The following is a 13,257-nucleotide window of genomic DNA, read 5'->3' as shown; positions in this document are numbered from 1 at the left end:
TTGCCATTGCTCTGCAGAACCGCAATGTCGAAAGTTTTCTTGGCGATATCCACGCCCACTACGATGGCCATAACTCCTGCTACCTCTTACAGCTTTACATCATCAGCACTCCACTCCATCCAACCTTGCCTATGCGAGCTACCACCGGGTGGGGCTCCAGATACCGTTCGGACTCACGAGTGGATTGGGAAGGCAGGAGACTATCTACAGTGCAGGCTCGTAGCCTAGGAGCGGACACGTCTTCCTGGTCTTCCTTCCGGTGATCAGCCGGAGACTACCCGCCGTTATGGCGGGTCGTCGACATACAAGGAGCGGGCCCTGCCCGCGATTCGCGCGCAGGGCGCGCTCCTACAGGGGAATGGCGTGGGTGGGGTGGCGTAGGAGCGGATCTCATCCGTGATTCGCGCCGGTATGTCCGGTTATCGCGGACAAGGTCCGCTCCTACGACCGTGCTTCCCGGGAACCGTTGGCGTTATACCCTCCGGGGGCCTGAAATTGTAGGAGCGGGCCCTGCCCGCGATTCGCGCGCAGGGCGCGCTCCTACAGGGGAATGGCGTGGGTGGGGCGGCGTAGGAGCGGATCTTATCCGCGATTCGCGCCGATATGTCCGGTTATCGCGGACAAGGTCATACGTTGTTTTCTGGGTTCCCGCGTTCGCGGGAATGACGGGGTGAGAGTCGTGTTTTCCGACGTCATTCCCGCGAACGCGGGAACCCAATAGACAGCCCCGTAGGATGGGTTGAGCGAAGCGATACCCATCACCCTGGCCCGATGGGTATCGCAAGCTCAACCCATCCTACGAAGAGCGTTCCGGCGTAGGGCGTATAACCGTTCGCGGTTATACGCCGCTACACCTCGCCCATGGGCCAACTCCGTGGCTGGGCCTGGCGCGTCCTCGAACAGGCGCTGCGTGTTCGAACCCGCAGTGCTCTGGGGCCTCGGTCAAACGGCGGATAACGTCGAACGTTATCCGCCCTACGCCCGGTTCGATCCTGGTTTCAACCCAGGCGGTTCTCCACCGCCCATACCGCCGCTTCCACCCGCGAGCGCATGCCCAGCTTGTGCAGCACGCGCTTGACGTGGACTTTCACCGTGCCTTCGGTGATGTCCAGCTTGCGGGCGATCATCTTGTTGCTGAAGCCCTGGGCCAGTTGGCGGAGGATCTGCCGTTCGCGGTCGGTCAGGTCTTCCAGGCGCTTGGGGTGCTCGTCGCCGCGCAGGGCCTGGGCCAGCACCTGGGTCAGTTGCGGGCTGACGCTGAGCTGGCCGGTGGCGGCCTGGCGGATGTGCTCCAGCAGGCGCTCGGGCTCCATGTCCTTGAGCAGGTAGCCGTCGGCGCCGGCGCGCAGCACGCTGATCACGTCGCCGCGGTCGTCGGACACGGTGAACACCACGATGCGCGCGTCCACCCCGTTCTCGCGCAGCGCGCGCAGGGTTTCCAGGCCGTTCATGCCCTTCATGTTGAGGTCCAGCAGGATCATGTCCGGGTCCAGTTCGGCGGCCAGGCGCAGGGCCTCTTCGCCGCTGCCGGCCTCGCCGACCACGCTGAGGTCGTCCTCGAACTCCAGCAGCTGGATCACCCCGCGGCGCATCATCGGGTGGTCGTCCACCAGCAGGATGCGGGCTCGATCGTCGGTGGGGCTGGCGGTCATGGGGCGGACTCCTCGCGCTGGCGTTGGGACAGGGGGTGTGGCTGGAAGCTCAGGCTGACGCGGGTGCCGCGCGGCTCGCGCGGGGCGATGTGGAAGTCGGCGCCGAGGGTCTGGCTGCGTTCGCGCATGATACTAAGCCCATAGTGGCCGTTGCGGTTCTGCGTTGGGTCAAGGCCCACGCCATCGTCCTCGATGCTGACCAGCACCTGGCCGTCCTCGCCCTCGGCCAGCACCACCCGCGCGCAGTCGGCGTGGGCATGGCGGACCACGTTGGACAGCGCCTCGCGGACGATCTGCAGCAGGTGGATTTCGTCGTTGGGGTTGAGCGGGATGTGCGCCAGGCGGTTGTCCAACTCGATGGTCAGCTCACCGCGCTCGGCGAACTCGCGCACCGTGTCCTCCAGCGCCACCGCCAGGCTGGAGCGCTCCAGGCTCAGGCGGAAGGTGGTGAGCAGCTCGCGCAGCTGGCGGTAGGCGCTGTTGAGGCCCTCGCGCAGCTCGTCCAGTGTCTCGTCGATCTTCTCCGCCGGCGCTTCGCGCTTGAGCAGGGTGCCCAGGCGGCTGACCTGGATCTTCAGGTACGACAGCGACTGCGCCAGCGAGTCGTGCAGCTCGCGGGCGATGGTGCTGCGCTCGGCGAACAGCGCCAGGCGGCTTTCCTGATCCTGCTGCAGGGCCAGGGCGAAGGTGCGGGCGATGTTGTCGCAGAAGGCCTCGATGCATTGCGCCTGCCAGTCTTCCAGGCGGCCGCTGGCTTCCACGAACAGCTCGCCGAAACGGTGCCCGCCGCTGGCCAGGGGGAACATCAGCAGCGGCTGCAGGCCGCCGCCCTCGCCACAACTGTCGGCCCGGGTGCGGCAGGTGCCGCAGTCGCCCTGCAGGCAGAAGTCGGCGATGGCGCCGCTGGCGGTCAGCGAGTTGTAGGCGCGCTCGACGCCGTCCTTGTTCAGGCAGAGGGTCACCTTGCCGGCCTGCAGCACCTGCTCCAGCTGGCCCAGCAGCGGGCGCAGGCTGCGCTCGTCGTAGGGGTCCTGGCCGAGGCGGCGGGCGCTGGCGTAGAGCAGTTCCAGGCGCTGGTGGCTGTGGGAGAGGGCGCGGGTCTTGTCCGCCACCCGCGCTTCCAGTTCGCCGTAGATGCCTTGCAGCTCCTCGGCCATCTGGTTGAAGCGCTCGCCCAGCTGGCTCAGCTCGTCCTCGCCGCTGTAGCTGACGCGCGCCTCCAGCTGGCCGCGGCCCAGGCGGCGGGCGGTCTGCGTCAGCTCGCGCAGCGGGCCGACCACGTGGTAGCTGAGGTCGTAGAGGCTGACGAACACCACCAGCAGGCTGAGAAACAGGCACAGGCCCTGCACCGTGCTGAGCATCTGCGAGCGCTGCTCGGCGTTGCGCTGCAGAGTGCCGACGAAGGCGTCGATGTGCCCGACCAGGGTGTCGAGGGTGGCCAGGGCCGGGGTCTGGGCGACGTCCAGGCTGGCCAGTTCCAGGCGCACCAACTGGTGCTGGTGGCGCAGCGGGTCGTCGGCGTCGGCGCGTTGCAGCAGGCGCGTGATCTCGCTGCTTTCCAGGCGTTCGCCGAGGGTGCGGCGCAGCGCCTGGCGGCCTTCCGCCGAGGGCTCCAGGGCCAGGCGGTAGCTGAGCATGCGCAGCGAGCCGGCCTGGTTGATCACCGATGCGTCCTGGTGCGAGTAGTCGGCGAACAGCAGGGCGCTGAACATGCCGGCCAGGGCCAGGGACACCAGCAGGGTGAGGTAGCAGCCGAAGCGCAGGACGATGGACCGGCGCAGGGTCTGGCGGCCGGCGGGGGCCGTACCTCCAAAGAACCGGTCGGCCGAATCAGGCTCCGCACGAGTACCTGTTTTCATTTAAAAAACCTTTTAAATCAAAGCGTTGTGCATGTATTTCAGCGCTACCCACTTGTAGGTAGCGGCGCACATCTGCCCATGAAACGGCCCCGGGCCCATTGACCGTAGTCAACGGAAGCCGGATGGGCTCTGCCTAACGTGCGGCCAACGGCATCGACGAATGAGTGTTGGCCATGGCATCGCATCGACAGAAACAGTACTCCGTGCTCGGCATGAGCACACTGGCGTTCGCCGTGAATTTCGCGGTCTGGACGATGTTCTCGATCATCGGTATCCGCATCAAGGCGGAGCTGGGCCTGTCCGAGGCGCAGTTCGGCCTGCTGGTGGCGCTGCCGATCCTCACCGGTTCGCTGGTGCGCCTGCCCCTGGGGTTGATCACCGACCGTTTCGGCGGGCGCATCGTGTTCTTCATCCACATGCTGCTGGTGGCCATCCCCATCTACGGCCTGGCCTTCGCCACGCAGTACTGGCAGTACCTGGTGCTGGGGCTGTTCGTCGGCCTGGCCGGCGGCTCCTTCGCGGTGGGCATCGCCTACACCTCCTCGTGGTTCGAGAAGGAACGCCAGGGCACCGCCATGGGCATCTTCGGCGCCGGCAACGCGGGCGCGGCCATCACCAACCTGGTGGCGCCGCTGATCGTGGTCGCCTTCGGCTGGCGCATGGTGCCGCAGGTGTACTCGGTGGCCATGCTGGTGACCGCGGTGCTGTTCTGGTTCTGCACCTGGAACGACCCGGCCCACGCCAAGGGCGGCGAGGCCGACGCCAACCGCGCCCGGCCGACCCTGGCCAAGCAGCTGGCGCCGCTGGCCGAGCTGCGGGTGTGGCGCTTCGGCCTGTACTACTTCTTCGTCTTCGGCGGCTTCGTCGCCCTGGCCCTGTGGCTGCCCAAGTACTACATCGCCGAGTACGGCCTGGACCTGAAGACCGCGTCCTTCATCACCATGCTGTTCACCCTGCCGTCGGGCCTGATCCGCGCCCTGGGCGGCTGGTTCAGCGACAGCTACGGCGCCCGCGCGGTGAACTGGGGCGTGTTCTGGGTGTGCCTGGTGTGCCTGTTCTTCCTGTCCTACCCGCAGACCACCATGACCATCCACGGCATCCAGGGCGACCTCAGCCTGGGCGTGGGCCTGAACGTCTGGCTGTTCACCTTCCTGGTGTTCGTGGTCGGCATCGCCCAGGGCTTCGGCAAGGCCAGCGTGTACCGCATCATCCACGACTACTACCCGCAGAACATGGGCACCGTCGGCGGCATGGTCGGCGTCATCGGCGGCCTCGGCGGCTTCTGCCTGCCCATCCTGTTCGGCTACGCCGCCGACCACATCGGCGTGCGTTCCTCCTGCTTCATGCTGCTGTTCGGCCTGACCATCGTCTGCATGGTCTGGATGCACTACGCGATCAAGCAGCAGCGCCGCCTCGACGGCCGGGCCCAGACGGCCGACGTCGACCTTTCCCCTCTGACTTCCAGCCAATCCTGACGGAGTGCCGACATGGGCATGATCGCCAATTCCCAACTCAAAGCCGCGCGGGGGCCCCTGCTGGTCGACTGGCGCCCCGAGGACTCGCAGTTCTGGGCGCAGTCCGGCAAGCGCATCGCCACGCGCAACCTGTGGATCTCCATCCCCGCGCTGCTGCTGGCCTTCTCCGTGTGGATGATCTGGAGCACCGTCACCGTGCGCCTGAACGCCGTGGGCTTCGCCTTCAGCAACGACCAGCTGTTCATGCTGGCCGCGCTGCCGTCGATCTCCGGCGCCACCCTGCGGGTGTTCTACTCCTTCATGGTGCCGGTGTTCGGCGGCCGCCGCTGGACCGCGCTGTCCACCGCCTCGCTGCTGATCCCGTGCATCTGGCTGGGCTTCGCCGTGCAGGATGCGCAGACGCCCTACTGGGTGTTCGCCACCATCGCCCTGCTGTGCGGCTTCGGCGGCGGCAACTTCGCCTCCAGCATGTCCAACATCAGCTTCTTCTATCCCAAGAGCCAGCAGGGCACGGCCCTGGGCCTGAACGCTGGGCTGGGCAACCTGGGCGTCTCGGTGATGCAGTTCGCCGTGCCCCTGGCGGTGGCCGGCGGCCTGTTCGGCAGCTTCGGCGGCGAGCCGCAGCAGCTTTCCGACGGCGGCCGCCTGTGGCTGCAGAACGCCGGCTGGATCTGGGTGCCGTTCATCGCCGTGGTGGCCATCGCCGCCTGGTTCGGGATGAACGACATCGCCGACGCCAAGGCCTCGTTCAGCGAGCAGTCGGTGATCTTCAAGCGCAAGCACAACTGGCTGATGTGCTGGCTGTACGTGGCCACCTTCGGCAGCTTCATCGGCTTCTCGGCCGGCTTCGCCATGCTCAGCAAGACGCAGTTCCCGGACATCAACCCGCTGCAGTACGCCTTCCTCGGCCCGCTGGTGGGCGCCCTGAGCCGGCCCCTGGGCGGCTGGCTGGCGGACAAGTTCGGCGGCGCGCGCATCACCCTGTGGAACTACGCGGCGATGATCGCCGGGGTGTTCGCGGTGATCGCCTTCCTCCCCGGCGACGGTGGCGCGGGCAGCTTCTTCGGCTTCCTCGGCGCCTTCATCGGCCTGTTCTTCTTCGCCGGCATCGGCAACGGCTCCACCTTCCGCATGATCCCGGTGATCTTCCGCAACGAATGGGCCGCGCGCTTCAAGCGTGGCGGCTACAGCGAGGCCGAGGCGGCCCGGAACGCCAGCATGGAGTCGGCCGCGGTGATCGGCTTCTCCGCCGCCATCGGCGCCTTCGGCGGCTTCTTCATCCCCAAGGCCTTCGGCACTTCGCTGGACATGACCGGCAGCGCCGAGGGCGCCCTCTACGTGTTCGTCGCCTACTACCTCAGCTGCATCGTTGCGACCTGGTGGTGGTATGCGCGCAAGGGTGCGGAAAGCCCCTGCTGAGCCCCGTTTCGCGAGCCTGATTAGCGTTTGAACGCCCGGCGTAGACCGGGTGAGGAGATACAGATGAGTTACCTGCTCGACCGCCTGCAGTTCTTCAAGAAGAAACAGGGCGAATTCGCCGATGGCCATGGCGAGGTCTCCAACGAGAGCCGCGCCTGGGAGAACGGCTACCGCCAGCGCTGGCAGCACGACAAGATCGTGCGCTCCACCCACGGGGTGAACTGCACCGGTTCCTGCTCCTGGAAGATCTACGTGAAGAACGGCCTGATCACCTGGGAAACCCAGCAGACCGACTACCCGCGCACCCGCCCGGACCTGCCCAACCACGAGCCGCGCGGTTGCCCGCGCGGGGCCAGCTACTCCTGGTACATCTATAGCGCCAACCGCCTGAAGTACCCCAAGGTGCGCAAGCCGCTGCTCAAGCTGTGGCGCGAGGCGCGCGCCGCGCACAAGGACGCGGTGGACGCCTGGGCGAGCATCGTCGAGGACGCCGCCAAGGCGAAAAGCTACAAGAGCGAGCGCGGCCTGGGCGGCTTCGTGCGCTCCAGCTGGGACGAGGTCACCGAGATCATCGCCGCGGCCAACGTCTACACCGTGAAGACCTACGGCCCCGACCGCGTCATCGGCTTCTCGCCGATCCCGGCCATGTCCATGGTCAGCTACGCCGCCGGCGCCCGCTACCTGTCGCTGATCGGCGGGGTGTGCCTGTCCTTCTACGACTGGTACTGCGACCTGCCGCCGGCCAGCCCGCAGATCTGGGGCGAGCAGACCGACGTGCCGGAGTCGGCCGACTGGTACAACTCCAGCTACATCATCGCCTGGGGCTCCAACGTGCCGCAGACGCGGACCCCCGACGCGCACTTCTTCACCGAGGTGCGCTACAAGGGCACCAAGACCGTGTCCGTGACCCCGGACTACTCCGAGGTGGCCAAGCTCACCGACCTCTGGCTCAACCCCAAGCAGGGCACCGACGCCGCGCTGGGCATGGCCTTCGGTCACGTGATCCTCAAGGAATTCCACCTCGACAAGCCGCGCGCCTACTTCGTCGACTACTGCCGGCAGTACACCGACATGCCCATGCTGGTGCTGCTGGAGCCGCACGGCGAGGGCGCCTTCAAGCCGACCCGCTACCTGCGCGCCGCCGACCTCGACGGCCAGCTGGGCCAGGACAACAACCCCGAGTGGAAGACCATCGCCTTCGATGAAAGCAGCGGCGAGCTGGTCTCGCCCACCGGCGCCATCGGCTACCGCTGGGGCGAGTCGGGCAAGTGGAACATCGAGGAGAAGGAAGGCGGCCAGGGCCGCGAGACGCGCCTGAGCCTGAGCCTGATCGACGGCCCGGAACACGCCTGCGAGGTGGGCTTCCCGTACTTCGCCGGCCAGCTGCACCCGCACTTCAAGGGCGTGGACAACGACGAGGTGCTGCTGCGCCGCGTGCCCTTCCGCGACATCCAGGGCGCCGACGGCAAGACCCTGCGCGTGGCCACCGTCTACGACCTGCAGATGGCCAACTACAGCGTCGACCGCGGCCTGGGCGGCGCCAACGTGGCCCGCGGCTTCGATGACGCCGAAACCCCCTACACCCCGGCCTGGCAGGAGCGCATCACCGGCGTGCCGGCCGCCCGCGCCATCCAGGTGGCCCGCGAGTTCGCCGACAGCGCCGACAAGACCCACGGCAAGGCCATGGTCATCATCGGCGCGGCGATGAACCACTGGTACCACATGGACATGAACTACCGCGCGGTCATCAACATGCTGATGATGTGCGGCTGCATCGGCCAGAGCGGCGGCGGCTGGGCCCACTACGTCGGCCAGGAGAAGCTGCGCCCGCAGACCGGCTGGGTACCGCTGGCCTTCGGCACCGACTGGAGCCGCCCGCCGCGGCAGATGAACGGCACCAGCTTCTTCTACCTGCACAGCTCGCAGTGGCGCCATGAAAAGCTGTCGATGCACGAGGTGCTCTCGCCCCTGGCCGACAGCAGGCAGTTCCCCGAGCACGCGGTGGACTACAACATCCGCGCCGAGCGCATGGGCTGGCTGCCCTCCGCGCCGCAGCTGGACCGCAACCCGCTGCGCATCGCCGCCGACGCCGAGAAGGCCGGGCTGCCGGTGCAGGACTACGTGGTGCGCGAACTCAAGGCCGGCAACCTGCGCTTCGCCAGCGAGAAGCCGGACGACGCGCAGAACTTCCCGCGCAACATGTTCATCTGGCGTTCCAACCTGCTGGGCAGCTCGGGCAAGGGCCACGAGTACATGCTCAAGTACCTGCTGGGCGCCAAGAACGGTGTGATGAACGAGGACCTCGGCAAGGCCGGCGGTCCTCGTCCCACCGAGGTGGACTGGGTGGAGCAGGGCGCCGAGGGCAAGGTCGACCTGGTCACCACCCTGGACTTCCGCATGTCCTCCACCTGCATGTACTCGGACATCGTCCTGCCGACGGCCACCTGGTACGAGAAGGACGACCTCAACACCTCCGACATGCACCCCTTCATCCACCCGCTGTCGGCCGCCACCGACCCGGCCTGGGAAGCCAAGAGCGACTGGGAGATCTACAAGGCAATCGCCAAGAAGTTCTCCGAGGTCGCCGTCGGCCACCTGGGCGTGGAGCAGGACCTGGTCACCGTGCCGCTGCTGCACGACACCGCCAACGAACTGGCCCAGCCCTTCGGCGGCAGTGACTGGAAGAAAGGCGAGTGCGAAGCGCTGCCGGGCAAAACCATGCCCACCCTGCATGTGGTCGAGCGCGACTACCCGAACACCTACAAGAAGTTCACCTCCCTCGGCCCGCTGCTGGACAAGCTGGGCAACGGCGGCAAGGGCATCGGCTGGAACACCGAGAAGGAAGTGAAACTGGTGGGCGATCTCAACCACCGCGTGCTGGAGCCGGGCGTCAGCCAGGGCCGGCCGCGCATCGAGAGCGCCATCGACGCCGCCGAGGTGATCCTCGCCCTGGCCCCGGAAACCAACGGCCAGGTGGCGGTCAAGGCGTGGAACGCGTTGGCCAAGATCACCGGGCGCGAGCACGAGCACCTGGCGCTGCCCAAGGAAGAGGAGAAGATCCGCTTCCGCGACATCCAGGCGCAGCCGCGCAAGATCATCTCCAGCCCCACCTGGTCGGGCCTGGAAGACGAGCACGTGAGCTACAACGCCTGCTACACCAACGTCCACGAGCTGATCCCGTGGCGCACCATCACCGGCCGCCAGCAGTTCTACCAGGACCACCCGTGGATGCAGGCCTTCGGCGAAGGCTTCGTCAGCTACCGGCCGCCGGTCAACACCCGCAGCACCGACAAGCTGTTCAACAAGAAGCCCAACGGCAACCCGGAGATCAACCTGAACTGGATCACCCCGCACCAGAAATGGGGCATCCACTCCACCTACAGCGACAACCTGCTGATGCTCACCCTGTCGCGCGGCGGGCCGATCATCTGGCTCAGCGAGCATGACGCCAAGCGCGCCGGCATCGAGGACAACGACTGGGTCGAAGTCTTCAACGCCAACGGCGCCGCCACCTGCCGCGCGGTGGTCAGCCAGCGGGTGAAGGACGGCATGGTGCTGATGTACCACGCCCAGGAACGCATCGTGAACGTGCCCGGCAGCGAGACCACCAAGACCCGCGGCGGCCACCACAACTCGGTGACCCGCGTGGTGCTCAAGCCCACCCACATGATCGGCGGTTACGCCCAGCAGGCCTGGGGCTTCAACTACTACGGCACCGTGGGCTGCAACCGCGACGAGTTCGTGGTGGTGCGCAAGATGAACAAGGTCGACTGGCTCGACGAGCCGGAACACGGTGGCCTGGGCGGCGACGCCCTGCCGCAGCCGCTGCCCCGGGACATTTGAGGAGAGACGCCATGAAAATTCGTTCGCAAGTCGGCATGGTGTTGAACCTCGACAAATGCATCGGCTGCCACACCTGCTCCATCACCTGCAAGAACGTCTGGACCAGCCGCGAAGGCATGGAATACGCCTGGTTCAACAACGTCGAGACCAAGCCCGGCATCGGCTACCCGAAGGAGTGGGAGAACCAGCAGAAGTGGAAGGGCGGCTGGGTGCGCAACGCCGACGGCTCCATCGTCCCGCGCATCGGCGGCAAGTTCCGGGTGCTGGCGAACATCTTCGCCAACCCCGACCTGCCGGAAATCGACGACTACTACGAACCCTTCGACTTCGACTACCAGCACCTGCACACCGCGCCCAAGGCGCAGCACCAGCCGGTGGCGCGGCCGCGTTCGCTGATCAGCGGGCAGCGCATGCAGAAGATCGAATGGGGCCCGAACTGGGAGGAAATCCTCGGCACCGAGTTCGCCAAGCGGCGCAAGGACAAGAACTTCGACCAGGTCCAGGCGGACATCTACGGCGAGTACGAGAACACCTTCATGATGTACCTGCCGCGCCTGTGCGAGCACTGCCTGAACCCGGCGTGCGTGGCGTCCTGCCCGAGCGGGGCGATCTACAAGCGCGAGGAGGACGGCATCGTCCTCATCGACCAGGACAAGTGCCGCGGCTGGCGCATGTGCATCAGTGGCTGCCCGTACAAGAAGATCTACTTCAACTGGAAGAGCGGCAAGTCCGAGAAGTGCATCTTCTGCTACCCGCGCATCGAGGCCGGCCAGCCCACCGTGTGCTCGGAGACCTGCGTGGGGCGCATCCGCTACCTCGGCGTGCTGCTCTACGACGCCGACCGCATCCATGAAGTGGCCAGCTGCGCCGACGAACGCGAGCTGTACCAGAAGCAGCTGGAAATCTTCCTCGACCCGTTCGACCCGAAAGTGATCGAGCAGGCGCGCAAGGACGGCGTGCCGGACAGCGTCATCGAGTCGGCGCAGAAGTCGCCGGTGTACAAGCTGGCCATGGACTGGCAACTGGCCCTGCCGTTGCATCCGGAATACCGCACGCTGCCGATGGTCTGGTACGTGCCGCCGCTGTCGCCGATCCAGAACGCCGCCGCCGAGGGCCACATCGGCAGCGACGGGGTGATCCCGGACGTCGAATCGCTGCGCATCCCCGTGCAGTACCTGGCCAACCTGCTTACCGCCGGCGACACCGCGCCGGTGCTGCGCGCCCTCAAGCGCCTGCTGGCGATGCGCGCCTACAAGCGCGCCGAGCAGGTGGAAGGCAAGCAGGACCTGGACGTGCTGGCCAAGGTCGGGCTGAGCGTCAGCCAGGTCGAGGAGATGTACCGCTACCTGGCCATCGCCAACTACGAGGACCGCTTCGTCATCCCCACCGCGCACCGCGAGGAGGCGCTTTCCGACGCCTTCGCCGAGCGCTCGGGCTGCGGCTTCAGCTTCGGCAGCGGCTGCTCGGGCAACTCCGGCGTGAACCTGTTCGGCGGCAAGCCGGTGGACCGCCGCAACGTTATCCAGACCGTGCAGATCCAGGAGTGAAGGCCATGACTATCTCCCTGGAAAGCCACAGCCAACTGCTCAAGCTCTGCGCGCTGCTGCTGGACTACCCGCGCCTGGAAGTGCGCGAGGAAAGCCTGGCGCTGCACGCGCTGATCCGCACCAGCGACCTGCCCGAGGCGCAGCGCGACGGCCTCGCCGCGCTGCTCAACGAACTCTGCCAGGGCGACCTGCTGGACGTGCAGGCGCGCTACGACGGCCTGTTCGAACGCGGCCGCTCGGTCTCGCTGCTGCTCTTCGAGCACGTCCACGGCGAGAGCCGCGACCGCGGCCAGGCCATGGTCGACCTGCTGCACCGCTACAACGCCGCGGGCCTGGCCATCCACGTCAACGAGCTGCCGGACTACCTGCCGCTGTACCTGGAGTTCCTCGCCCTGCAGGACGCCGAGGGCGCGCGCGTCGGCCTGGCCGAGGTGGCGCACATCCTTGCCCTGCTGGCGACGCGCCTGGACGAGCGCGGCAGCGCCTACGCGGCGGTGTTCCACGGCCTGCTGGAACTCTCCGGCGAGCGCCCGGACCTGGCCGGGCTGCACCGCGACTGCGAGCAGGAGGCTCGCGACGACAGCCTGGAGGCGCTGGACAAGGCCTGGGAGGAAACCCAGGTGAGCTTCGGCGAACCCGCCGCCGGCTGCCCGTCGAACCCGCGGCAGCCCTCCAGCGCCCTCGAACAACCCCTGCAATGGGTCGCCCAGCCGGTGCCGCCGCGCCGGGTGGCCAGCCAAGGAGCCTGATCATGTCGTTCAATACCCTGCTGTTCGGGGTCTACCCCTACGTCGCCCTATTCATCTGCCTGGTGGGCAGCTGGGCGCGCTTCGACCTGTCGCAATACACCTGGAAGGCCGGCTCCAGCCAGATGCTGAGCAAGAAAGGCATGCGCGTGTACAGCAACCTGTTCCACGTGGGCGTGCTGTTCATCCTCGCCGGCCACTTCGTCGGCCTGCTGACGCCGCATGCGGTCTACGAGCACCTGATCAGCACCGAGCACAAGCAGCTGCTGGCCATGGTTTCCGGCGGCTTCTTCGGCGTGCTCTGCTTCATCGGCCTGACCGGGCTGATCCTGCGCCGCCTGACCGACGCCCGGGTGCGCGCCACCGGCAACGCCTCGGACCTGATGATCCTGCTGGTGCTCTACGCCCAGCTGATCCTCGGCCTGTCCACCATCGTCGCCTCCACCCACCACCTGGACGGCTCGGTGATGGTCATGCTGGCCGACTGGGCGCAGTCGGTGGTCACCCTGCAGCCGCTGGCCGCGGCCGAGGCCATCGCCCCGGTGTCGCTGGTCTACAAGCTGCACGTGATGCTCGGCCTGACGCTGTTCGTGCTCTTCCCCTTCACCCGCCTGGTGCACATCGTCAGCGCCCCGGTGTGGTACCTGGGCCGCCGCTACCAGGTGGTCCGCCAGAAGAGCCGCGCGGCCTGAACAGTCGCGCCAACCCACTGGGCG

General features: G+C 67.0%; 8 protein-coding genes. 6 read left to right on the top strand and 2 right to left on the bottom strand.

Annotation, left to right across the window (positions count from 1 at the left end; all coding sequences use genetic code 11):
* Positions 1–998 precede the first annotated feature (998 nt).
* Both narL and BM060_RS08335 read right to left on the bottom strand, forming a co-directional pair.
* The gene (narL, locus tag BM060_RS08340) at positions 999–1,652 is read right to left on the bottom strand and encodes a two-component system response regulator NarL (RefSeq protein WP_009616101.1); all 654 of its coding nucleotides are present in this window, start codon (positions 1,650–1,652) and stop codon (positions 999–1,001) included.
* A complete protein-coding gene (locus BM060_RS08335; protein WP_074979104.1) occupies positions 1,649–3,511 on the bottom strand; it encodes a histidine kinase in 1,863 nt (620 codons plus the stop codon). Before BM060_RS08335 ends, narL begins: the two co-directional genes overlap by 4 nt.
* A gap of 173 nt (positions 3,512–3,684) precedes the next feature.
* On the opposite strand from BM060_RS08335, the gene BM060_RS08330 reads away from it, so the two are divergent.
* The 6 genes from BM060_RS08330 to narI all read left to right on the top strand — a co-directional run bounded on the left by BM060_RS08330 (position 3,685) and on the right by narI (position 13,233).
* A complete protein-coding gene (locus BM060_RS08330) occupies positions 3,685–4,986 on the top strand; it encodes a nitrate/nitrite transporter (protein ID WP_074979103.1) in 1,302 nt (433 codons plus the stop codon).
* Between the two features lie 12 nt (positions 4,987–4,998).
* Entirely contained in the window at positions 4,999–6,405 is a 1,407-nt protein-coding gene (locus tag BM060_RS08325; RefSeq protein ID WP_074979102.1) for a NarK family nitrate/nitrite MFS transporter, read from the top strand.
* A gap of 63 nt (positions 6,406–6,468) precedes the next feature.
* Complete coding sequence (locus tag BM060_RS08320) at positions 6,469–10,248, top strand: nitrate reductase subunit alpha (protein ID WP_074979101.1); 3,780 nt, start codon at positions 6,469–6,471, stop codon at positions 10,246–10,248.
* 11 nt (positions 10,249–10,259) lie between these two features.
* Positions 10,260–11,795: a nitrate reductase subunit beta gene (gene narH / locus BM060_RS08315; RefSeq protein WP_074979100.1), complete on the top strand. Its 1,536-nt coding sequence runs from the start codon at positions 10,260–10,262 to the stop codon at positions 11,793–11,795.
* Between the two features lie 17 nt (positions 11,796–11,812).
* Positions 11,813–12,544: a nitrate reductase molybdenum cofactor assembly chaperone gene (gene narJ, locus BM060_RS08310; protein ID WP_116423176.1), complete on the top strand. Its 732-nt coding sequence runs from the start codon at positions 11,813–11,815 to the stop codon at positions 12,542–12,544.
* Between the two features lie 2 nt (positions 12,545–12,546).
* The gene (gene narI / locus BM060_RS08305; RefSeq protein WP_009616108.1) at positions 12,547–13,233 is read left to right on the top strand and encodes a respiratory nitrate reductase subunit gamma; all 687 of its coding nucleotides are present in this window, start codon (positions 12,547–12,549) and stop codon (positions 13,231–13,233) included.
* Positions 13,234–13,257 lie beyond the last annotated feature (24 nt).

This window comes from Pseudomonas citronellolis (assembly GCF_900112375.1).
In the GTDB taxonomy this organism is placed as follows: domain Bacteria; phylum Pseudomonadota; class Gammaproteobacteria; order Pseudomonadales; family Pseudomonadaceae; genus Pseudomonas; species Pseudomonas citronellolis.
Note: the sequence above shows the minus strand (reverse complement) of the source record. Positions and strands in the feature narration are given on the sequence as shown.

What these genes read in the sequence shown, in the direction of transcription:
- narL (WP_009616101.1), bottom strand. Translation starts at nt 1,652, where the DNA reads ATGACCGCCAGCCCCACCGACGATCGAGCCCGCATCCTGCTGGTGGAC.
- BM060_RS08335 (WP_074979104.1), bottom strand. Translation starts at nt 3,511, where the DNA reads ATGAAAACAGGTACTCGTGCGGAGCCTGATTCGGCCGACCGGTTCTTT.
- BM060_RS08330 (WP_074979103.1), top strand. Translation starts at nt 3,685, where the DNA reads ATGGCATCGCATCGACAGAAACAGTACTCCGTGCTCGGCATGAGCACA.
- BM060_RS08325 (WP_074979102.1), top strand. Translation starts at nt 4,999, where the DNA reads ATGGGCATGATCGCCAATTCCCAACTCAAAGCCGCGCGGGGGCCCCTG.
- BM060_RS08320 (WP_074979101.1), top strand. Translation starts at nt 6,469, where the DNA reads ATGAGTTACCTGCTCGACCGCCTGCAGTTCTTCAAGAAGAAACAGGGC.
- narH (WP_074979100.1), top strand. Translation starts at nt 10,260, where the DNA reads ATGAAAATTCGTTCGCAAGTCGGCATGGTGTTGAACCTCGACAAATGC.
- narI (WP_009616108.1), top strand. Translation starts at nt 12,547, where the DNA reads ATGTCGTTCAATACCCTGCTGTTCGGGGTCTACCCCTACGTCGCCCTA.